The sequence below is a fragment of the Arthrobacter sp. FW306-1B-G06A genome (assembly GCF_058781765.1).
Genome location: NZ_JBYSXB010000032.1, coordinates 37,936 through 59,953 on the forward strand (window position 1 = coordinate 37,936; position 22,018 = coordinate 59,953).

Genomic DNA, 22,018 nt, shown 5'->3' on the forward strand with positions numbered 1-22,018 from the left:
GTCCCGTGAGGCGGGGAAAGGGGAGACGAGCGATGACTGAAGTCACTGCGCCGGTGCCGTCCCGGGTTGTTCTCAACCACGCGGATATCGATCGTGCGCTCACTCGTATCGCCCACGAGATCCTCGAAGCCAACAAAGGCTCCCAGGACCTGGTTCTTTTGGGCATCCCGCGCCGCGGTTATCCGCTGGCAGTGCGGCTGGCAGAGAAAATCGCCGCCGCGGATCCGTCCGTCAACGCTTCCGCGATTGTCGGTCAGCTGGACGTCACCATGTTCCGTGACGATCTTTCGCACCAGCCCGCCAGGCCTCCATACCCCACCAAGCTGCCGTTGTCCGGCATCGACAACAAGGTTGTTGTCCTCATCGATGACGTCCTGTACTCGGGCCGCACCATCCGGGCAGCCCTTGACGCCATCATCGACCTCGGCAGGCCACGCATCGTCCGCCTTGCCGTCCTCGTGGACCGCGGGCACCGAGAACTGCCGATCCGCGCGGACCACGTCGGCAAGAACCTGCCCACGTCTTCTTCGGAAAAGGTCCGGGTCCACCTCGAGGAACTCGATTCCGTTGATGGCCAGCCCATCAATGAAGTAGTGATCGAGGCGGGCGCATGAAACACCTGCTCTCCACCGAGAACCTGAGTGCCGAGAACGCCATCCGGATCCTGGACACCGCCGAAGAGATGGCCGCAGTGGGGGACAGGGAGGTCAAGAAGCTGCCCGCCCTGCGCGGGCGCACCGTGGTCAACCTCTTCTTCGAGGACTCCACCCGCACCCGCATTTCCTTCGAGGCCGCGGCGAAGCGGCTGTCCGCCGACGTCATCAACTTCGCGGCCAAGGGATCCTCGGTTTCGAAGGGCGAGTCCCTCAAGGACACCGCGCAGACCCTCGCAGCCATGGGGGCCGATGCGGTAGTCATCCGCCACTGGGCCTCCGGAGCTCCGCACCGCCTGGCCGCCACCGACTGGATCGACGCGGCCGTCATCAACGCCGGGGACGGCACCCACGAACACCCCACACAGGCACTCCTGGACGCCTTCACGATGCGTCGCCACTGGTCCTCGTTGCACGGCTCGGCGTCCACAGGCGCCGACCTCACGGGCATGCGCGTCGCCATCGCCGGCGACGTCCTGCACTCCCGCGTCGCCCGCTCCAACGTGTGGCTCCTGCGCACGCTTGGTGCGGAAGTAACCCTGGTGGCCCCGCCCACTTTGCTGCCGATCGGCGTCGAACACTGGCCTTGCAAGGTCAGCTACAACCTCGACGAGACCCTCGAGGCCGGAGTGGACGCCATGATGATGCTGCGCGTCCAAGGTGAGCGCATGAACGCTTCCTTCTTCCCTTCCACCCGCGAGTATTCGCGGCGCTGGGGCTTCGACGATGCCCGCCTCCGCGCCCTCGACGACCTCGGGCTCAAGGACACCATCATCATGCACCCCGGCCCCATGAACCGCGGGCTGGAGATTTCTTCCGCCGCCGCCGATTCGCCGCGCTCCACCGTCCTGGCCCAGGTCCGCAATGGCGTGTCGGTCCGGATGGCCGCCCTGTACTTGCTGCTCTCGGGGGATTCCCGTGAAGCCGCCCCCATGCCGGGCACCGCCCGTTCCGATAAGGAGAGCAACTGATGACCCAGACCTCAACAGGGACAGCAACGGGTACCTATTTGATCCGAGGTGCGGCCATCCTGGGTGGCGACGCCGAGGACCTGCTGATCCGCGACGGCGTCATCGCTGAGCGCGGCACCGGCCTTACCGCCGACGGTGCCACCGTGATCGAGGCCGCGGGCCTCGTGGCGCTTCCAGGCATGGTAGACATCCACACGCACTTGCGCGAACCTGGCCGCGAAGACGCGGAAACCGTGGAGACGGGTACCCGCGCCGCGGCCCTTGGCGGCTACACCGCGGTCCACGCCATGGCCAACAGCAACCCGGTGGCGGACACGGCCGGCGTCGTCGAGCAGGTCCACAGCCTGGGCCGCGCCTCCGGTTGGGTGGACGTCCGCCCGGTGGGCGCCGTTACGGTCGGGCTCGCCGGCGAGCAGCTCGCCGAACTCGGCGCCATGGCGGACTCCCGCGCGCAGGTCCGGGTCTTCTCCGACGACGGCATCTGCGTCCACGATCCCGTGCTGATGCGCCGCGCCCTGGAGTACGTCAAGGCGTTCGACGGCGTCGTAGCCCAGCACGCGCAGGAACCCCGCCTCACCGCGGGTGCCCAGATGAACGAGGGCACCGTGTCCGCGGTCCTCGGCCTGGCCGGTTGGCCGGCAGTCGCCGAGGAAAGCATCATCGCCCGGGACGTCCTCCTGGCCCAGCACGTCGGTTCGCGCCTCCACGTCTGCCACGTATCCACGGCCGGCTCGGTGGAGATCGTCCGTTGGGCCAAGGAACGCGGGATCAACGTCACCGCGGAGGTCACACCCCACCACTTGCTGCTCACCGACGAACTGGTCCGCAGCTACGACCCCGTCTACAAAGTCAACCCGCCCCTGCGCACCGACGCGGATGTCCAGGCGCTCCGTGCCGGGCTCGCGGACGGCACCATCGACGTCGTCGGCACGGACCACGCCCCGCACCCGAGCGAGCACAAAGAGTGCGAGTGGGCCCAGGCGGCCATGGGCATGACGGGACTGGAGACTGCTTTGTCGGTAGTCCAGGAAACCATGATCGAAACGGGGCTCATGACGTGGGCCGACTTCGCCCGGGTCACGTCCACGGTTCCCGCGGCCATTGGCCGCGTGGCGGATCAGGGACGTCCGCTCGAGGCCGGCGAGCCCGCGAACGTCATCCTCGTGGATCCGGCTGCCCGGTGGACCGTGGATCCGCATAAGATGGCGACCATGGGCCGGAACTCACCCTTTGCGGGCAAAGAGCTGCCGGGCGCCGTCGTCGCCACCTTCTTCAAGGGCCACCCGACCGTGCTGGACGGAAAGCTCAACACGCCGTACCGCTACGAAGCGGAGCCGGCCGGCGCCGGCAGCAACTGATGGACACCAAGATTGCTTCGCTGCTCCTCGTTGTGGTTCTCGCCGCGGTCGCGGCCGGACTCATTGCGATAGGTTGGCGCGGCAGGCTCAAGCGGCAGGCCGGCCTCGGGCAGCTTCCGGATGTACCTGAACCGCTCGGCCCGGCAGGCATTGTGGCTGAAGGGCAGTATGTGGCCACGACGACGGCGGGAGACTGGCTCGACCGGGTGGCCGTCCACGGGCTTGGCTTCCGTGGCAACGCGGAAATGAGCGTCCATCCGGAAGGCATCCTCTTCGACCGGAAGGGGACCTCACCATTGTTCGTTCCGGCGGAAGCGGTGACCGATTGCGGCAGCGCCAACGGAATGGCAGGCAAGTTCGTGGAGAAGGATGGACTCGTGGTCTTGAGCTGGATGCTTGGAGAACACGAACTCGATACCGGATTCAGGCCCAGGCGCGCCGCTGACAAGCAACCGCTCCTCGAAGCACTTCAAGAATTGATCTCTGCAGCCCCCCAGGCAGATGCCGATAGTGGAAAGTAACAAAGTGACGGACACCAACGCAGTGACAGGCAATACCAACCCAGCAGAGTCCTCCGCGGCAGTGCTGGTCCTCGAAGACGGCCGCACGTTCCGCGGCCGCAGCTACGGCGCCACAGGCGTGGCCCTGGGCGAGGCGGTCTTCGCCACCGGTATGACCGGCTACCAGGAAACCATTACGGACCCCTCCTACGCCCGCCAACTGGTGGTCCAGACGGCTCCGCATATCGGGAACACCGGTGTGAACAAAGAAGACGCCGAGTCCCGCCGCATCTGGGTGGCCGGCTACGTGGTCCGCGACGCCGCGCGCCGCCCATCGAACTGGCGCTCGGAGCGCAGCCTCGACGCAGAGCTCGTCGAACAGGGCATCGTCGGCATCCAGGCCGTGGACACCCGCGCCATCACCCGGCACCTGCGTGAGCACAAGACCATGCGGGCCGGAATCTTCTCCGGCGAGGCAGCCCAGGCCACCGACAAGGAGCTCCTGGACACCGTCCTGGCCAGCGCACCCATGGAAGGTGCCCGCTTGGCCGAAGAAGTGAGCATCGACGAAGCATACGTCGTCGAGCCCGCGGACCATGGCTGGGACGGCGAGCCGAAATTCAGCATCGCCGCGATCGACCTTGGCATCAAGGCCATGACCCCGGTCCGCTTCGCCGAACGCGGCGTACGTGTCCATGTCCTGCCGGCCACCGCAACACTGGAAGACGTCAAGGCAGTCAACCCTGACGGCTTCTTCATGTCCAATGGCCCCGGCGACCCCGCCACGGCGGATGCCCAGGTGAAACTGCTCCGCTCCGTGCTCGATGAGAAGCTGCCGTACTTCGGAATCTGCTTCGGCAACCAGATCCTGGGCCGCGCTCTCGGATTCGGTACCTACAAGCTCAAGTACGGCCACCGCGGAATCAACCAGCCGGTGATGGACCGCCGCACGGGCAAAGTCGAAATCACCTCGCAGAACCACGGCTTCGCCGTCGACGCTCCCATGGACGGTGCCACCATGGCTCCGGAAGAGCGCTTCGGCCGGGTCGAGGTCAGCCACGTGAGCCTCAACGACGACGTCGTCGAAGGACTCGCCTGCCTCGACATTCCGGCCTTCTCGGTCCAGTACCACCCCGAAGCCGCGGCCGGACCGCACGACGCCGCCTACCTCTTCGACCGCTTCATCGAGCTGATGGAGAGCACGAAGAACGGCCAGGACGCCGCACAGGGCACCGACACTCAGACATCGAACTCCGCGAAGAACGAGGACACCAAGTAATGCCAAAGCGTACAGATCTCAAGAGCGTCCTCGTTATCGGGTCCGGCCCGATCGTCATCGGCCAGGCGGCCGAATTCGACTACTCCGGAACCCAGGCCCTGCGGGTGCTCAAAGAGGAGGGCCTGCGCGTCATCCTCGTGAACTCCAACCCGGCCACCATCATGACGGACCCCGAGTTCGCCGATGCCACCTACGTGGAGCCCATCACCCCGGAGGTAGTGGAAAAGATCATCGCCAAGGAGCGCCCGGACGCCGTCCTGCCTACCTTGGGTGGACAGACGGCCCTCAACACGGCCATCGCGCTCGACAAGAACGGCGTGCTCGAGAAGTACAACGTCGAACTCATCGGTGCCAACATTGCCGCGATCGAACTCGGCGAGGACCGCGAAAAGTTCAAGGGCGTCGTGGAACGCTGCGGCGCCGAGTCGGCGCGCAGCCACATCATCCACACCATGGATGAAGCACTGACTGCGGCGGAAGACCTCGGCTACCCGATGGTTGTCCGCCCATCCTTCACCATGGGCGGCCTGGGCTCGGGCCTGGCGTACAACGAGGACGACCTGCGCCGCATCGTGGGCCAGGGCCTGCAGTACAGCCCCACCTCCGAGGTCCTGCTCGAAGAGAGCATCCTCGGCTGGAAAGAGTACGAGCTGGAGATGATGCGCGACAAGAACGACAACGTCGTTGTTGTCTGCTCCATCGAGAACTTCGATCCGGTGGGTGTCCACACGGGCGACTCCATCACGGTTGCCCCGGCCCTGACCCTGACGGACCGCGAGTACCAGAGGCTGCGCGACATCTCCATCGCCGTCATCCGCGAAGTCGGCGTCGACACGGGTGGCTGCAACATCCAGTTCGCCATTGAGCCGGACACAGGACGCGTCGTCGTCATCGAAATGAACCCGCGGGTTTCGCGATCCTCGGCGCTGGCTTCCAAGGCCACCGGCTTCGCGATCGCCAAGATCGCCACCAAGCTCTCCCTGGGCTACACCCTGGACGAGATCCCCAACGACATCACGCAGAAGACTCCGGCATCGTTCGAGCCGACGCTCGACTACGTCGTCGTCAAGGTTCCGCGATTCGCGTTCGAGAAGTTCCCGGCCGCGGACAACACGCTGACCACCACCATGAAGTCCGTCGGTGAAGCCATGGCCATGGGCCGCAACTTCACGGAAGCCCTGCAGAAGGCCCTTCGCTCCCTCGAGCAGAAGGGCTCGCAGCTGGACTTCAGCCACGTTCCCGAATGGGAAGTTCCGGAACTCATCGAGAAGTCCAAGCGCCCGACGACGGACCGCCTCCACCAGGTCCAGCGCGCCCTGCTCGGCGGCGCCTCGGTTGAGGAACTCTACGCCGCAACCAAGATCGATCCGTGGTTCCTCGACCAGCTGCAGTTGCTCAACGAAATGTCCCACGAGATCCGCAAGGCCGGCGCCCTGACGGAAGACATGCTCCGCAACGCCAAGCGCCACGGTTTCTCGGACGAGCAGATCGGCGCCCTGACGCACAACCCGGAGGCCGTTGTCCGCGGCGTCCGGCAGGCCCTGGGCATCCGTCCGGTCTACAAGACGGTGGACACCTGTGCCGCTGAATTTGCCGCCTACACCCCGTACCACTACTCGTCATATGACGAGGAGGACGAGGTCGGCCTGCACTCCAAGCCTTCCGTCATCATCCTGGGTTCGGGACCGAACCGCATCGGCCAGGGCATCGAGTTCGATTACTCGTGCGTCCACGCCTCCATGGCGTTGCGCAAGGCCGGTTACGAGACCGTCATGGTCAACTGCAACCCGGAAACCGTCTCCACGGACTACGACGTCTCAACGCGCCTCTACTTCGAACCGTTGACTCTCGAGGATGTCCTCGAAGTCATCGCGGCCGAGGAGCGCACGGGCGGCGTCATGGGCGTGTTCGTGCAGCTCGGCGGACAGACCCCGCTCAAGCTCGCACAGCAGCTGGCGGACGCCGGCGTGCCGATCCTGGGTACCTCCCCGGAAGCGATCGACCTTGCCGAGCACCGCGGCATGTTCTCGCGCGTGCTTGACCAGGCCGGACTGATCGCCCCGAAGAACGGCACCGCTGTGTCCTTCGAGGACGCGAAGAAGATCGCCGACGAAATCGGCTACCCGGTCCTCGTCCGTCCGTCCTACGTGCTGGGCGGACGCGGCATGGAGATCGTCTACGACGAGGCCAACCTCTCGCGCTACATCGCCAACGCCACCGAAATCACCCCGGACCACCCGGTGCTGATCGACCGCTTCCTCGAGGACGCCGTCGAAATCGACGTCGATGCGCTCTTCGACGGCACGGACATGTACCTCGGCGGCATCATGGAGCACATCGAGGAAGCCGGCATCCACTCCGGTGACTCCGCGTGCGTCCTGCCCCCGATCACCCTGGGCAGCAACGTGATCGAACGCGTCCGCACGGCCACCCGGGCCATCGCTGAAGGCGTCGGCGTCCGTGGCCTCATCAACATCCAGTTCGCGCTGGCTTCAGACGTGCTCTACGTGCTCGAGGCCAACCCGCGCGCTTCCCGCACCGTTCCGTTCGTCTCAAAGGCAACGGGCGTGCAAATGGCCAAAGCTGCGGCCCTGATCGGCACCGGCGTCACCATCAACCAGCTCCGCAGCGCCTACAAGATGCTGCCGGAGACGGGCGACGGTTCAACCCTGCCGCTCGACGCGCCTGTCGCGGTGAAGGAGGCCGTGCTGCCGTTCAGCCGCTTCAGGACCCCGGAAGGCAAGGTAGTGGACTCGCTGCTCGGCCCGGAAATGCGCTCCACCGGTGAGGTCATGGGCATCGACAAGCACTTCGACACCGCTTTCGCCAAGAGCCAGGCCGCGGCCAACAACGCGTTGCCCACCGAAGGCAAGATCTTCGTCTCTGTGGCCAACCGGGACAAGCGATCGGTGATCATGGGCGTCAAGCGCCTGTCCGATCTCGGTTTCGAGATCGTCTCGACGGGTGGCACCGCGGATGTCCTGCGCCGCAACGGCATCCAGGCCACCCCGGTCCGCAAGGTCGCCGAAGGCAGCAGCGCCGAAGGCGAAGGAACCATCGCGGACCTCATCATCGCCGGCGAAATCGACATGGTCTTCAACACGCCTTCCGGCGGCGAGGCCCGCAGCGACGGCTACGAACTCCGGGCGGCCGCAACGTCCATCGGCATCCCCTGCATCACTACGGTTGCCGAGTTCAACGCCGCCGTGCAGGCCATCGAGGCACTGCGCACCTACGAGTGGTCGGTGACGAGCCTGCAGGAGCACGCAGCGGCACTGTCAGCTTCCCAGGCCGCGGCAGCCGAGGCCGTCAATGCCTGAGTCTGCCGCAGCCGGGCAGCGTTCACTTGCGCAGCCGGGAAGGGAACCTTTCGGTTCCCGCCTGGCTGCCGCAATGGCAGCCCGCGGCCCCTTGTGCGTCGGCATTGACCCCCACCCGGGGCTCTTGGCGGACTGGGGATTGAACGACGACGTCGCCGGCCTGGAGCGCTTTTCGCTCACCGTCGTGGAGGCCGTGGCAACGCTCGCTGCCGCGGTCAAGCCGCAGGTGGCACTCTATGAGCGTCACGGCTCGGCAGGCATGGCGGTCCTGGAACGGACCCTTGCGGCCGCATCGGACGCCGGAGTATTGAGCATCGCCGACGCCAAGCGCGGAGACATCGGCTCCACGATGGCTGCCTACGCCGACGCCTGGCTACGGGATGGCTCCGCCTTGGCAGCAGACTCGGTGACGCTGAGCCCGTACCTCGGCTTCGAGTCGCTGCGCCCGGCGCTCGACCTCGCGGCGGAGTCCGGCCGTGGTGTTTTCGTGCTCGCCCTGACGTCCAACCCGGAGGGCAAGTCCGTGCAGCATGTTGGCGGTACGGAATCGGTGGCCCGGCGGATCGCCGAGGCCGCGGCCGAGGAGAACCGCCGTTATCCCGGTGCCATGGGGTCTGTCGGTCTCGTGGTGGGTGCCACGATCGGCAGGGCGCTCGTGGAACTCGGGCTGGACCTCGACGCCGTCCACGGGCCCATCCTTGCGCCCGGGCTGGGCGCGCAAGGAGCCACGCCGGCGGATCTGCGTGCCACTTTCGGCGCGGCATACCCGGCGGTCCTCGGGACGTCGAGCCGCGGAATCCTGGCGGCTGGTCCAACGATTGCCGGACTACGATCCGCCACCGAGTCCACCCGCGACGGCTTGCTGGAAGCCTGAGCCTGATCTTCGTCGGTCCAATGCATTGCGCTCCGCACTGGGCACGCGATAGCTTCGGGATCAGTCCAATCCGCTACGCACTCGATGCCGGCCAAAGGGGGATGTGTCAGTGACCTTAAAGGCTCTGTCGCCAGAGGAACGTTCCGATGCCTTGGAAAAGGCAGCGAGAGCCCGGGCAAGACGCGCACTCGCGAAGGAACAGCTTAGGACGGGCGAACTCAGCATTGCCGGTCTGATCAAGTCGGCGCAGACCGACGAGGCCATCGCCCGAATGCGCGTTTCCGAGCTGATCGAGGCCGTACCGGGCATTGGCCCGGTACGGGCAGCGGCCATCATGGCGGAGATCGGGATCGCTCCTTCACGCAGGCTCAGGGGCCTGGGAATTCACCAATCCCGGTCGCTGATAGATTTTATGGAAGACAAATACAGAGTTTAAACGAATGCAGCGTTCAACAAATGCAGCGTTTAGAAGATACGCAGCATATATAGAATCTCCACGAAGGACGATGTGAGCAAGAATCCGGGACTGACCGTCCTCGCAGGCCCCACTGCCGTTGGCAAGGGAACAGTATCCACGTATATCCGGGACAATTACCCCGAGGTCTGGCTGTCGGTTTCAGCCACCACCCGCGCACCGCGGCCGGGGGAGAAGGACGGTGTCCACTACTACTTCAAGTCCGCCGAAGAATTCGACGCACTCGTTGCGGACGGCCAGTTGCTTGAGTGGGCCGTCGTCCACGGAAAGAACCGCTACGGCACGCTCCGCAGCACCGTGGACGCCGCCATCGCCGAAGGCAGGTCCGTGCTGTTGGAGATCGATCTGCAGGGCGCCCGCCAGGTCAAGGCGGCAGTTCCGGACGCCAACTTCGTGTTCCTCGCTCCGCCCAGCTGGGACGAAATGGTCCGCCGCTTGGTGGGCCGCGGCACCGAAACCCCGGAGGAACAGCAGCGACGGCTGGAAACCGCTAAACTGGAACTTGCCGCTGAACCGGAGTTTGACCACACCGTCATCAATGACGACGTACGCCGGGCAGCGGACGAGCTTGTTTCACTCATGGGGCTTACCCCGCACCAGCGCTAAGCGCTAGCACTTGTCAGCCCGTTAGAATTTGGAGAATTCGTGTCCACGAACCTTGAAGGCATCATCAACCCGCCGATCGACGAGCTGCTTGCTGCTGCCGATTCAAAGTACGGCCTGGTGATTTTCGGCGCCAAGCGCGCGCGCCAGATCAACGCGTACTACGCCCAGCTGCACGAGGGCCTCTTCGAGTACGTTGGCCCGCTGGTCGACACCAAGCTGAACGAGAAGTCGCTTTCCATCGCCCTGCGCGAGATCAACGAAGGCCTGCTGGTTTCCACGCCCATCGAGCCCGCAGAGTAAACAGACTGCCTGTTGACGGAGGTCACGTGCGCATAGTCCTCGGAGTCGGGGGAGGGATCGCAGCCTACAAGGTTGCATCGCTCCTCCGGCTTTTTACTGAAGCCGGACACAACGTCACGGTCATTCCCACGGAGGCCGCCATCCGCTTTGTCGGCGTGGCTACGTGGGAGGCCCTCTCGGGCAATCCGGTGAGCAACAGCGTCTTTGACGACGTCGAGAAGGTCAACCACGTCCGCCTCGGCCATGAAGCGGATCTCATTGTGGTCGCCCCGGCAACTGCCGACCTGCTGGCCAAGGCGGCAACCGGCCAAGCGGGGGATCTGCTCACCAACACACTGCTCATGGCGCATGGTCCGGTGCTTTTCGCTCCGGCGATGCACACCGAAATGTGGCACAACCAAGCCACCCAGGCGAATGTGGAAACACTGCGCAGCAGGGGCATCACCGTCCTGGAACCCGCGGTGGGCCGTCTGACAGGAGCGGATTCCGGGCCGGGCAGGCTGCCCGAGCCGGAAGCGATCTTCGCGGCCGCCATGGCTTTGGTCGACCCCTCCTCGCCCTCAACCCCGCTTGCTGGACCCAAACCCCTGGCAGGGCGCACCATCACGATTTCCGCAGGCGGCACCCGGGAAGCCCTGGATCCGGTCCGTTTCCTTGGGAACAGGTCTTCCGGCAAGCAGGGTGTTGCGCTGGCCGCCGCGGCCCTTGACGCAGGAGCGCGTGTGAGGTTCCTCGCTGCCCACATGGACGTCCAGGCACCTGCCGGCGTCGAACTGGTCCAGGTTGAATCCGCACTGGAGCTCCGTGACGCCGCGCTGGAAGCCGCCGTCGGCTCCGACGTCGTGATCATGGCCGCGGCTGTGGCGGATTTCCGTCCTGCCGAGGTTTCAGACACGAAAATCAAGAAGGTCAACGGCAACGACGCCCCCGTGGTGCGCCTCGTGCAGAACCCGGACATCCTGCATGAACTGGTAGTGCGCCGCGACGCCGCGGCATCCACGCAGTTGATCATCGGGTTTGCGGCCGAAACCGGGGACGAAGACGGCGACGTCCTGGAACACGCCACCGCCAAGCTCAAACGCAAAGGCTGCGACCTTTTGGTGGTCAACCAGGTCGGCGTCGGGCGAGTGTTCGGCCAGGACCAGAACTCTGTGATCATTCTCTCCGGCCATGGCGCGGCGCCGCAGTCGGCGGCGGGTTCCAAATCCGACGTCGCGGCCGCTGTCATTGACCGGATCAGCACTGAACTAAGCCGAGTACGCCCCGCGACGTAGGCGCCGGGCGAGGCTCATTTCCTGGCTGGTCCATCCTTAGCATAGGGACATACGGCGGAAGCCGGCCGCCCCCAACCGAGTAAGGTAGTCGAGTGACTTTACCGCTGCACCATGAATCCCACGGCACCCCGTCCAAGCTCCGGCTCTTCACCTCGGAGTCGGTTACGGAAGGGCACCCGGACAAAATCTGCGACCAGATCAGCGACGCCATCCTTGATGCGCTCCTGGCGGCAGACCCTGAGTCGCGCGTGGCTGTTGAAACCATGGCCACCACGGGCTTGGTGCATGTAGCCGGTGAAGTCACGACGGACGCGTATGTTGAAATCCCGCAGATCGTCCGCGAGACCATCCTCGGAATAGGGTACGACTCGTCGGCCAATGGCTTTGACGGCGCCCGTTGCGGGGTGTCTGTCTCCATCGGACAGCAGTCCAACGACATCGCCGGCGGCGTCTTCAATTCGCTCGAAGCCCGCGAAGGCCGCCAGGAGGACGACTACGACCTTCAGGGCGCCGGTGACCAGGGCATCATGTTCGGCTACGCGAGCGATGAGACCCCGTCCTATATGCCGACGCCCATTTGGCTCGCACACCGCCTTTCGGAGCGCCTTACCGAAGTCCGCAAGAGCGGCGAACTGGCCTACTTGCGCCCCGACGGCAAGACCCAGGTGACGGTCGGCTACGACCGTGACCGTCCGGTTTCCGTTGAAACGGTGGTTATCTCCAGCCAGCACGCAGAGGGAACCCACCTCGATCTCTTGCGCGCCGATCTCGCCTCGCACGTGATCGACCCCGTCCTGGCTGCGGCCAACCTGGATATCTCCCACGTCGCGAATATCCTGAATCCCGCCGGCGCCTTCGTCATCGGCGGTCCCGTCGGCGATGCCGGGCTGACAGGCCGCAAGATCATCGTTGATACGTACGGCGGCATGGCCCGCCACGGTGGCGGTGCCTTCTCCGGCAAGGATCCGTCGAAGGTGGACCGCTCGGCGGCCTACGCGATGCGCTGGGTAGCAAAGAACGTTGTGGCAGCAGGCTTGGCCAAGCGGGCCGAAATCCAGATCGCCTACGCGATCGGCCAGGCACGTCCGGTGGGTACCTACGTGGAAACCTTTGGTACCGAGACTGTCGACCCGGCCAAGATCAGCGAAGCGATTGCGGAGATCTTCGACCTCCGTCCGCGCGCCATCATTGACGCCCTCGACCTCAAGCGCCCCATCTACGCCAAGACGGCGGCGCATGGCCACTTCGGCCGCGACGAGCCGGATTTCACGTGGGAACGATTGGACCGCGTGGACGAATTGAAGGAATTCTTCAACGCCTGAAACGGCTTGCCCGTGCCGGCCGGAATCCGGAATTGTCGGTGGGGCCTGCTTGGATTGGACGAAGGCATCCGGCACTCCAGGGAGGTGACAAGCATGAGCGATGGTTCGTTGCTTCCGTTTGCCATGGTGTCGTCTTCGCCGGCCCATCAGCCGTCCTTGCTCCAAGGCTTCCCCTCGCGCGGGAACGACGTCGGCGGACCGCCGCTCGCGGCGAGCAACCCGGTGGCGCGGGTCTTGATCGAATCATCCTTGCTGCATCTCGACAGGCCCTTTGACTACAGTGTCCCGGCCGAGTTGGAGGGGACGGCCCTGGCAGGCGTCCGGGTCAAAGTCCGCTTCAGCGGCCAGGAACTCAGCGGCTACGTCCTGGAGCGCATGGAATCGTCGGAAGCCGGGCATGCCCTGACTCCCCTTCTCAAGGTGGTTTCAGCCGTCCCGGTGCTGACTCCGGCGTTGCTGGACCTTGCCACGAGTGTCGCGGCCCGCTACGCCGGAACGCGCAGCGATGTCCTCCGGACCGCCATTCCGCCCCGCGTCGCGCGGCTGGAGAAGCTGCTCCTGTCCGGCGATTCCCTTTCGGACGAGCCGGCCACCCCTGCCGAACACACCGAGGCGCCCCAGGGCATCGCGCCCCAGGCCTCGGCCTCGCAGGCGCACGCGGCGTGGGCTTCCTACACCAACGGAGCGCCATACTTGCAACACTTGGCCGGGGGTGGCTCACCCCGCGCGGTCTTGACGGCAACGCAGGGTTTTGGAACCGCAGGCTGGCCCGAGCTCGTGGCATCCGCGGTGGCGGCAGTCCGCTCCTCAGGGCGGGGCGCCGTCGTCGTCGTTCCCGACTATCGTGATCTCGACCGCATGGAGGCGGCACTGCGCGCTGTCCTGCCACCAGGAGACGTCGCGCGGCTGACGGCCGACGACGGCCAGACGCCGCGGTACCGGAGCTACCTCCGGCTCCTCAGCGGCGCGGCACAGGTGGCTGTCGGCACCCGCTCCGCCGCGTACGCTCCGGTGCAGGACCTTGGCCTCGTGGTGTGCTGGGACGACGGCGACGACCTCCACATTGACCAGCGCGCTCCCTACGCCCACACCAGGGAAATCCTGCTCTTGCGTTCCGAACAGGAATCAGCGGCGTGCCTCATGGCTGCGCATAGCCGCAGCACCGAGCTTCAACGGCTCGTTGAGGGCGGGTGGGCCGTGCCGGTGGAAGCTCCCCGGCAAGTGGTCCGCGCCAGGACGCCCCGGGTGCTCAATACGGCTGACAGCTTCGAGCAGGAGCACGACCCCTTGGCGAAGATCGCACGATTGCCCGGCGCCGCCTGGCGGGCCGCCAAAGAGGGACTGGAACGCGGCCCCGTCCTGGTGCAGGTGGCCCGGGCCGGCTACGCCCCCTCCCTTGTCTGCGAGGAGTGCCGCGAAACCGCCAGGTGCAACAACTGCCAGGGACCCCTCGCCATCGCCGGACAATCGGCCCTGCCTCAGTGCCGCTGGTGCTCCACGCCGGCCCCGGAATGGCGTTGCCGGCATTGCGGCGCAGGCCGCCTTCGCAGAGGCGCAGCCGGTGTGCTGCGGACAGCGGAAGAACTGGGCAGGGCTTTTCCAGGCAAGGCTGTGGTGACATCGTCGGGAGACCAAGTCAAAGCCACAGTGTCCGATGCCCGCGCCCTGGTGGTGGCGACCGTGGGGGCTGAGCCGATCGCAGCCGGCGGCTACGCAGCGGCGCTGCTCCTGGATGGCAATTCGCTCCTGCGCAGGGAAAACCTGCGCGCCGGGGAGGACACCGTTCGGCGATGGTTCAATGCCGCGGCCCTCGTGCGGCCCGCGAACGAAGGCGGGCTCGTCGTTGTCACCGCAGACGACACCGCCGCGACAGGTGCGCTGCTGCGCTGGGACCCCGCTGGATATGCCTCCCGAGAACTGGCACTGCGGCAGGAACTCCAGTTACCGCCCGCCGTGCGGATCGCCTCAGTGACGGGCAAGCGGGCCGACGTCGTGCATTTCACCGAAAGCCTGGCCGACACCATCCAGCTCCGCACTGCGGGCCCAGCGCCGGTCTCTCTCGCTCTGTCGGCGCAGCGCGCTTCAGGGAGGGACGACGATCCGGACGTCCGGACGCTGATCTTCATTCCGTATGCCCAAGCAGCCGTTGCCACCCGTTCCATGAGGGCCGTCAAAGCCGCCAGTGCGGCGAAGCGCACCTCAGGACCGGTGCAACTACGGCTCGACGGCGTCGACGTCCTCTAGCGTCCTCAGCGCCGTTTGCGGCTCCGCACCGCAACGATCTCTTCGGCCACCACCAGCAGTTGGCGCGCAGACTCGTCCCAATTGAAATCAGCCGCGCGTTCCACGGAGCGGCGCGACCGTGCCTGCCACAATTCGCCGTCTTCAAGGGCCTTGACCGCTGCGGCGAACTCGCCGGGCGATTCGGGGTGTACGTAGCTCACGGCGTCCCCGCCGACCTCACGGAAGATGGGGGCGTCGCTGGCGATCACGGGGGTGCCAAGTGCCATCGCCTCGACCAGGGGCAGCCCGTAACCTTCTGCCTTGGACAGGCTGACGAGGGCGGTGGCCCGGAGCAGGAGGGAATCGTATTCGGCATCCGTGACGCCGTTGTGGAACTCGACCTGGGCGCCAGGCGGGACCAGGGGCTCCAGCTCCGCACGGCGCTGGGGGGTGATCCTGCTGAGCAGATGCAGCGTGAATCCTGGCAAATCGGCCATTCCCTGGATCATGGTCTCCACGTTTTTGTAGGGCATGAACGAGCCCATGTAGAGCAGGGATTTCTCGGCGCCGGCTGCGGGATCGCGCGGCTTCTGGCCCGGCTGTGGCGCGTTGCCCACGATCCGGACCGGGCGGCGCGTGAGATTGAACTTCGCCATGAGCGACTCGGTGGTGTGGCTGATGGTCGCCACGATGTCGGCCCGGTTGAGAAGCAATCGCTGCGGCCAGTAGGCCTTGTGGTAGAGCCGCCAGAGCAGCCGCACGGGTGCGGGCAGGAAGCCCGGAGGGGCAGGGTGCTCATAGTAGATGAGGTCGTGCAGGGTCAGGACCAGCCCGTACTTGCGGCCCCAGGTTCCCATGGTCTGCATGGGGCAGACCACGACGTCGGCGCCGAGCTTGTTGACTTCACGCGCCACGAACAGTTCGCGGGGGGACAGCGGGCTGCTGATGTGAACGTAGGGGACGTCCGGGAGGAGCGCCAATTGGCGCTTGTCACTGATGAGCATGGTGACATCCGCGATCTTGGACGTCGCCGCGATGAGGCTCGATCCGTAGCGGCTGATCCCGTCATGATGGTCCGTGCGGGTGAAGCGGGCATCTATGACGATTTTCACGCGGGGTGTTCCTCCAGGAAACTGCGGATGGCGGCGGCGGCCGGCGCCGGTGTCTCGTAATGGATCAAATGCCCGACGTCGGGAATCACTTCCAGCGCGCCGTCCGGGAGCATCTCCAGTAGCTTGTGCTGGTCCTTGAGCAGGGCGATCTCGTCTTTCTCGCCGGCCACCAACAACACAGGAAGGTCCAATTGCCCGGCGACCTCGGCCACATGGCTGGACACCGAAGCCCGGAAAGACTCCAGCAGGCTAGCGCGGTCGGCGAACGCGGAGAAGTACGCATCGTGCTGGCCATGGACAAAGGCCCGGAGTTCCTTGTCTCGGGTCTTGGCCATCGCGGCGCTCATGACGCGGACAACGAGGCGGCTGCGCAAGACGGCGAGTCCAAGCCGGCGCGGGAGCTTGGCGGAGACCTGGTAGTACAGGACCGCGAGCTTGGTCATGAGGCCTTTGGGGCCCTCAAGCGCGGGAGCGGCGATGGGATTGACCAGGATCAGCGGGCGGATGGCGCCGGGGTTCGCGGCGGCGAAGTGGCTGGCGACGATGGATCCGAAGGAGTGCCCCAAGAGAACTGTGTCCGCTCCGAGGCCCAAGGCCGCCATGAAACCGGTGATGAACTTCCCGTAGCGTTCCACGGTGTGGGTGTCTCCGGCGAAAGGCTCCGAGCTGCCAAAGCCGGGAAGGTCGGGCATGATGACGCGCATTTCCGGCAGGTGGTCCACTACGCGGAGCAGGCCGTGGTGGTCGCCGCGGAAACCGTGAATGACCAGTATGGTGCGCGTCGCCGGGGTCACCGTGACCGGTTCGTAGCACCAATAGGCGACGTTGCTGCCGTCGAGGTCGATGTCCGAGGCACTCGTCCTGGAGGCCAAGGCCTTGCTGAAGAACTCCCGTGGGGAGGCTGGTGCGGGTTCGGGGGAGTGGTTGGTGTCCACTTGTTCCATTCGGCAGGTCCTAGTTGACGTTGTCCGGGTGTGACCCGGTGCGGTGGTGGCGTTCGAGGGCGGCCAAGCCATCCATGTCGTCGGCATCAAGCTCGAAGCCGAAGACGTCGAAGTTCTCCTGGATGCGTGCCGCGGTACTGGCTTTGGGAATCACGATATTTCCGAGCTGGAGGTGCCAGCGGATGATGATTTGGGCAGGTGTCTTTCCATATTTATCCGCGAGCGCGCTGACTGCCGGATCCTGGAGGACCTGGCCACGCCCCAACGGGCTCCACGCCTCCGTGCGGATGCGCAACTGCTCGTGGAGGGTCCGGAGCCTGGTCTGCTGCAACCACGGGTGCAGCTCAATTTGGTTCACCGCAGGGACCACTTCGGCCTTTTGCATGAGCGCTTCGAGGTGGGCCGGCTGGAAGTTGGAGACGCCGATCGCGCGCACCCGGCCCTCACGGTACAGGGTTTCCATTGCCCGGTAGCTCTCCTGGAACAATCCACGCCCTGCGCAAGGCCAATGGATCAGGTACAGGTCGACGTAGTCGAGGCCGAGATTGGCCATGGAGGTATCGAAGGCGCGCAGCGTGGAGTCGTACCCCTGGTCGTCGTTCCAGAGCTTGGTGGTGACAAAGACGTCTTCGCGGGAGAGGCCGTGAGTTCCTTCCCCGGAGCCTCCCGTGTTGCTGTCGATGCCGGGCGGGGGTATGACCGCACTGCCGATGCCGCGTCCGACCCCGGTCTCGTTGCCGTACATGGCCGCTGTATCGAAATGCCTGTAGCCGGCGCCCAGCGCAGTGGCGACCAAAGAAGTGGCATCCGCCGGCGGCACCTTGTAGAGCCCGAACCCCAACTGGTCAATCAAGACACCATTGTTGAGACTGAGCCTAGGCGAGGGTTTCATAGCCAAGACTCTACCTACCTCGATGCCGGGAATGTTTCAGGGTCCTTCAATTATTCAGGAAGGGCTGCCGAAACTGACCAGGCGCTTCGCCGTGGCCTCGTCCAGGATCAGATCTGTTGCCAGTTTCGCTTCGAGTGCTCCGCGAAGCCCGTTGATCTTGGATGCACCAGAGACGACGCAGATCCGGCGACGCACCTGCCGTAGTTGCTCGTGGCTTGGGCCGGTTGACCGCTCGTTGAGGGTGATGCCGTCGGAAGAGCCGTCGGCGCGGAAAAAGACGGTGGCAACGTCGCCCACGACGTCCGAGCTGGCCAACAAGTTCAAGTCCGTTTCATCGAGGTACCCACCTGCGTAGACGTGGCTGGGGTAGTCCGAATGCACCGAGCCGACACCGAAGATGGCGATGCTCATCCTGGCTTGCAGATCGAGCACGCGTTGGACGCTGCGCTCGTTCCACATGGCGGTCTTCGTGGAGGCATGGTCGAAGAAGGCGGGCACCGGGAACTGTTCTACCCGCGCACCAAAGGCGATGCCGAAACGGCGCATGATGTCGCTGGCATAGGTAATGCCGGTGGTCTGCATGTTGCCGGCGCCGTTGAGCTGCACGATGGTGCTGCCGTGCGTGATCTTGCGTGTCAGGTGCCTGCTGACGGCACTGATGGTGGCACCCCAGGCCACGCCGATGATGGCGTTGGAATCCACCAGCGGACCAATGGTCTTTGCTGCCTGCGTCGCCACCCGGTCAAGGGTTTCCGCCTCGTTCAAGGTGTCCAGGACGGGCACCACGTGCACATCGACCCCGTAGTGGTTGCGGATCATGCGCTCCAGTTCCGGGGCGGAATCCAGGGGACTGCGGATCTGGATCTGGACCAGTCCCGACTCGCGGGCCGAAGACAGCAAGCGGGAAACGGTTGACCGCGAGGTCCGAAGCTCGCGGGCAATGGCGTCCATGGTGAGGTCCTGGAGGTAGTACATCTGTGCCGCCCGGAGGGCCTCTGAATGTCGTGATCGTGGCATCTCAATTCCGTTCTGCACGTTTGTGCAACTAGCTTGATTTCATTTTCCATTCCTTCGAAGAATAGTTGTGCAAGGTGCGACGTCAAGTGATGCAGCGCATACACCAAAGCCCAAGGGAGCAGTTTTGGGATACACCAGCAATTCCGGTTCCTCAGCAGGATCACCACGTCGGGCTTCGGTTTCGGCACTCCGCGAACGGCCGCAGGCCCAGGTGCTGATCATCGGAGGCGGCATCAACGGCGTCGGAACATTCCGCGATTTGGCACTCCAAGGCGTGGATGTCGCCCTCGTGGAACGCGGCGATTACTGCCAGGGCGCCAGCGGAGCCTCATCCCACATGATCCACGGCGGCATCCGCTACCTCGAGAACGGGGAATTCCGCCTCGTCCAGGAATCCGTGGTCGAGCGCAACCGACTTTTGAAGATCGCTCCGCACTACGTCAAGCCCCTGCAGACGACCATCCCGATCTTCAGCACCTTCTCCGGAATACTTTCCGCGCCCACCCGCTTCCTCACGCACAAGCAAGGCAAGCCGAAGGAGCGCGGCGCCTTCCTCATCAAGCTCGGCTTGAGCATGTACGACTTCTTCTCCCGCGACGGCGGCAGCGTCCCCCGCCATCAGTTCCGTGGCAAGGAGAAGGCCCTGGCTGAGTTGCCCCGGTTGCACCCCGGCATCAAATACGCAGCCACCTACTTCGACGCGTCCGTGCACAACCCGGAGCGCCTGACGCTCGATGTGCTGCAGGACGGCGAAAAGGCGGGCATCGGAAGCGGCTTGCCGGGCGGCAGCGCCCGGGCCAGCAACTACGTCTCCCTTGTTTCGATGGCCTCCGCGGACGACTCAGCCGGCGCCGTTTTGCTGCGCGATGAGCTCACTGGCGAGGAATTCAGCTTCCAGGCCGACGTGATCGTCAACACCACCGGCGCCTGGGTTGACCTCACCAACGCGGCGATGGGTGCCGCGAGCCGCTTCATGGGCGGAACCAAGGGATCCCATATCGTCCTGGACCACCCGGAATTGCTCGCAGCGTGCGGCGGCCGTGAGATCTTCTTCGAACACACCGACGGGCGGATCGTCCTGATCTACCCCATGGGTGACCGCGTCCTGGTGGGCACCACCGACGTCGAGGCGGACATGGCGCAGGATGCCGTGTGCACCGAAGCCGAGATCGACTACTTCTTCGACCTGGTCGGCCACGTCTTCCCCTCCATCAAGGTTGAGCGCAGCCACATCGTCTACAGCTTCGCCGGCGTTCGGCCGCTTCCCCGTCACGATGACACGCAGCCGGGCTTCGTATCCCGCGACTACCGCATCGAGCGAAGCGGACGGGAAGCCTCCGGTGCCGCGGCCGCCCAAGGCGGCAAGGCCGCCGTCGTACTCTCATTGATCGGCGGCAAGTGGACCACTTTCCGGGCCCTCGCCGAACACCTGAGCAACGACGTCCTCCGCGAGCTGGGCTTGGAGCGGAAGGTGTCGACGGCGAAACTCGCCATCGGAGGCGGCTTGGATTTCCCGGACAGCGAAGACGGAATCCAGGACTGGGTCAAGAAGCACATGGCTCCCGGGCTCGACGCCGACCGGGTCAGCGGCCTGTTGACCCGCTACGGCACGCGCGCCGAGGACGTCATCGCCTACCTCGGGGCAGGCGAAGACCGGAAGCTCCGCTCCACGAACGAGCTCAGCGTCCGGGAACTCGAGTTCATGGCCGCCAACGAACAGATCGGGCACCTCGTGGATGTCCTCATCCGCCGCACCTCGCTGGCCTTCCGGGGACTCGTGACCGGAGAGCTCCTGAACGAAATCGCCGAAGTCCTCGCCACGCAGCTTGGCTGGGATTCGGCGAAGCGTCAAGCGGAAATCCAGCATGCCCAGGAGGTGCTTCTACGTTTTCATGGCGTGACTGTTCACAGCCTCGTCGCATGAACGTAATGTACGTCACATCAGCTTGATTGTTCCGGCCAAGAAGCCTGGACACAAGGGTTGCGGTCTTCCGCTCCGGAAGGGGGGACCGCAATCGGGACGGCGCTAACAGACGCCGTCCCAACGGCCCCCACAAAACCTGCAGGGCTGACAACAGAAGAAAATGAGGAGTCAAAGATGTCTCTCGGAATTGTTTTCCTTTCCGAAGTGTTCGGAACCGGAATGCTTACCCTCCTTGGCTGCGGCGTTGTGGCAAACGTCGCGCTCAAGGGCACAAAGGGCAACAGCGGCGGGTTCCTGATGGTGAATTTTGGCTGGGGCATCGCAGTATTTGCCGGCGTTTACGTAGCGGCCATGTCCGGTGCGCACCTGAATCCGGCGGTCACGCTTGGTCTCCTGGTTGACGGTAAGGCCGAGTTCGCCCCCGGTGTGGCCGTAAGTGCGGCATCCACGTTCACCTACTTCGGTGGAGAACTGCTCGGCGCCTTCCTAGGCGCTGTCTTCGCCTGGCTCGCGCACAAGCAGCACTTCGACGCCGAGCCCTTGGCAGCCAGCAAACTCGCCGTATTCTCCACGGGACCGGCCATCCGCTCGTACCCCTGGAACCTCGTCACCGAAATCATCGCCACGTTTGTACTGGTCTTCGTGATCCTGACCTTCGGCGGCACTCCCTCCGGCCTAGGGCCGCTCGCGGTGGCATTGCTCGTCGTCGGCATCGGCGCGTCCCTTGGCGGCCCGACGGGCTATGCAATCAACCCCGCCCGTGACCTCGGTCCGCGTATCGCCCACGCACTTCTGCCGATCAAGGGCAAGGGCTCCAGCGACTGGGCCTACTCCTGGGTTCCGATTGTCGGCCCGCTCCTGGGTGGAACCATCGCCGGACTCGTCGCCCACTCCATACCGATCATGGCCACTGTCGCCAAGTAGCAAACCGCTCAGTACCTACACCGCATCCACACCAAAGCAAGCAGACAAGG

At 65.0% G+C, this 22,018-nt stretch carries 19 protein-coding genes; 15 read left to right on the forward strand and 4 right to left on the reverse strand.

Annotated elements, in window-relative coordinates:
- The first annotated feature begins 32 nt into the window (after nt 1-32).
- From pyrR to AC3WJM_RS16520, 13 genes are all read left to right on the forward strand, one after another.
- Nucleotides 33-614 (forward strand): bifunctional pyr operon transcriptional regulator/uracil phosphoribosyltransferase PyrR, encoded by a 582-nt coding sequence (gene pyrR, locus AC3WJM_RS16460; protein ID WP_059389191.1) that lies wholly within the window; start codon nt 33-35, stop codon nt 612-614.
- Entirely contained in the window at nt 611-1,624 is a 1,014-nt protein-coding gene (locus AC3WJM_RS16465; RefSeq protein ID WP_284989275.1) for an aspartate carbamoyltransferase catalytic subunit, read from the forward strand. The genes pyrR and AC3WJM_RS16465 overlap by 4 nt, the downstream gene beginning before the upstream one ends.
- Nucleotides 1,624-2,982: a dihydroorotase gene (locus AC3WJM_RS16470; protein WP_492272404.1), complete on the forward strand. Its 1,359-nt coding sequence runs from the start codon at nt 1,624-1,626 to the stop codon at nt 2,980-2,982. The genes AC3WJM_RS16465 and AC3WJM_RS16470 overlap by 1 nt, the downstream gene beginning before the upstream one ends.
- Entirely contained in the window at nt 2,982-3,503 is a 522-nt protein-coding gene (locus AC3WJM_RS16475; RefSeq protein WP_492272405.1) for a PH-like domain-containing protein, read from the forward strand. The genes AC3WJM_RS16470 and AC3WJM_RS16475 overlap by 1 nt, the downstream gene beginning before the upstream one ends.
- On the forward strand, nt 3,484-4,761 hold the full coding sequence (gene carA / locus AC3WJM_RS16480) for a glutamine-hydrolyzing carbamoyl-phosphate synthase small subunit (protein WP_306959788.1): 1,278 nt from the start codon (nt 3,484-3,486) through the stop codon (nt 4,759-4,761). The genes AC3WJM_RS16475 and carA overlap by 20 nt, the downstream gene beginning before the upstream one ends.
- A complete protein-coding gene (gene carB / locus AC3WJM_RS16485; protein WP_284989279.1) occupies nt 4,761-8,081 on the forward strand; it encodes a carbamoyl-phosphate synthase large subunit in 3,321 nt (1,106 codons plus the stop codon). The genes carA and carB overlap by 1 nt, the downstream gene beginning before the upstream one ends.
- A complete protein-coding gene (gene pyrF, locus AC3WJM_RS16490) occupies nt 8,074-8,955 on the forward strand; it encodes an orotidine-5'-phosphate decarboxylase (protein ID WP_306959791.1) in 882 nt (293 codons plus the stop codon). Before carB ends, pyrF begins: the two co-directional genes overlap by 8 nt.
- A gap of 109 nt (nt 8,956-9,064) precedes the next feature.
- Nucleotides 9,065-9,391, forward strand: coding sequence for an integration host factor, actinobacterial type (gene mihF / locus AC3WJM_RS16495; protein ID WP_084784535.1), 327 nt, complete (start codon nt 9,065-9,067; stop codon nt 9,389-9,391).
- Between the two features lie 72 nt (nt 9,392-9,463).
- On the forward strand, nt 9,464-10,036 hold the full coding sequence (gene gmk, locus AC3WJM_RS16500) for a guanylate kinase (RefSeq protein ID WP_059389188.1): 573 nt from the start codon (nt 9,464-9,466) through the stop codon (nt 10,034-10,036).
- 39 nt (nt 10,037-10,075) lie between these two features.
- Nucleotides 10,076-10,336: a DNA-directed RNA polymerase subunit omega gene (gene rpoZ / locus AC3WJM_RS16505; protein ID WP_028267125.1), complete on the forward strand. Its 261-nt coding sequence runs from the start codon at nt 10,076-10,078 to the stop codon at nt 10,334-10,336.
- A 26-nt stretch (nt 10,337-10,362) separates the two neighbouring features.
- Entirely contained in the window at nt 10,363-11,610 is a 1,248-nt protein-coding gene (gene coaBC / locus AC3WJM_RS16510; RefSeq protein ID WP_307053998.1) for a bifunctional phosphopantothenoylcysteine decarboxylase/phosphopantothenate--cysteine ligase CoaBC, read from the forward strand.
- Nucleotides 11,611-11,702: 92 nt separating this feature from the next.
- Nucleotides 11,703-12,932, forward strand: coding sequence for a methionine adenosyltransferase (gene metK / locus AC3WJM_RS16515; protein ID WP_306959795.1), 1,230 nt, complete (start codon nt 11,703-11,705; stop codon nt 12,930-12,932).
- Between the two features lie 123 nt (nt 12,933-13,055).
- The gene (locus tag AC3WJM_RS16520; protein ID WP_492272411.1) at nt 13,056-15,176 is read left to right on the forward strand and encodes a primosomal protein N' family DNA-binding protein; all 2,121 of its coding nucleotides are present in this window, start codon (nt 13,056-13,058) and stop codon (nt 15,174-15,176) included.
- 5 nt (nt 15,177-15,181) lie between these two features.
- Here AC3WJM_RS16520 and AC3WJM_RS16525 read toward each other — a convergent pair whose 3' ends face one another.
- From AC3WJM_RS16525 to AC3WJM_RS16540, 4 genes are read right to left on the reverse strand one after another with little or no spacing between them, the layout of a single operon-like run.
- Nucleotides 15,182-16,267: a glycosyltransferase family 4 protein gene (locus AC3WJM_RS16525; RefSeq protein WP_492272406.1), complete on the reverse strand. Its 1,086-nt coding sequence runs from the start codon at nt 16,265-16,267 to the stop codon at nt 15,182-15,184.
- Nucleotides 16,264-17,211 (reverse strand): alpha/beta fold hydrolase, encoded by a 948-nt coding sequence (locus tag AC3WJM_RS16530; RefSeq protein ID WP_307054000.1) that lies wholly within the window; start codon nt 17,209-17,211, stop codon nt 16,264-16,266. The genes AC3WJM_RS16525 and AC3WJM_RS16530 overlap by 4 nt, the downstream gene beginning before the upstream one ends.
- 10 nt (nt 17,212-17,221) lie before the next feature.
- Nucleotides 17,222-18,103: an aldo/keto reductase gene (locus AC3WJM_RS16535; protein WP_492272407.1), complete on the reverse strand. Its 882-nt coding sequence runs from the start codon at nt 18,101-18,103 to the stop codon at nt 17,222-17,224.
- Between the two features lie 54 nt (nt 18,104-18,157).
- The gene (locus tag AC3WJM_RS16540) at nt 18,158-19,120 is read right to left on the reverse strand and encodes a sugar-binding transcriptional regulator (RefSeq protein ID WP_059389187.1); all 963 of its coding nucleotides are present in this window, start codon (nt 19,118-19,120) and stop codon (nt 18,158-18,160) included.
- 124 nt (nt 19,121-19,244) lie between these two features.
- Here AC3WJM_RS16540 and AC3WJM_RS16545 point away from each other — a divergent pair, with 124 nt between their 5' ends.
- Together AC3WJM_RS16545 and AC3WJM_RS16550 are read left to right on the forward strand one after the other, a co-directional pair.
- Nucleotides 19,245-21,044, forward strand: coding sequence for a glycerol-3-phosphate dehydrogenase/oxidase (locus tag AC3WJM_RS16545; RefSeq protein WP_492272408.1), 1,800 nt, complete (start codon nt 19,245-19,247; stop codon nt 21,042-21,044).
- Between the two features lie 174 nt (nt 21,045-21,218).
- Nucleotides 21,219-21,968 carry an MIP/aquaporin family protein gene (locus tag AC3WJM_RS16550; protein WP_284989287.1) on the forward strand — a complete coding sequence of 250 codons (750 nt, stop codon included), beginning with the start codon at nt 21,219-21,221 and terminating at the stop codon, nt 21,966-21,968.
- The last annotated feature ends 50 nt before the right edge of the window (nt 21,969-22,018 follow it).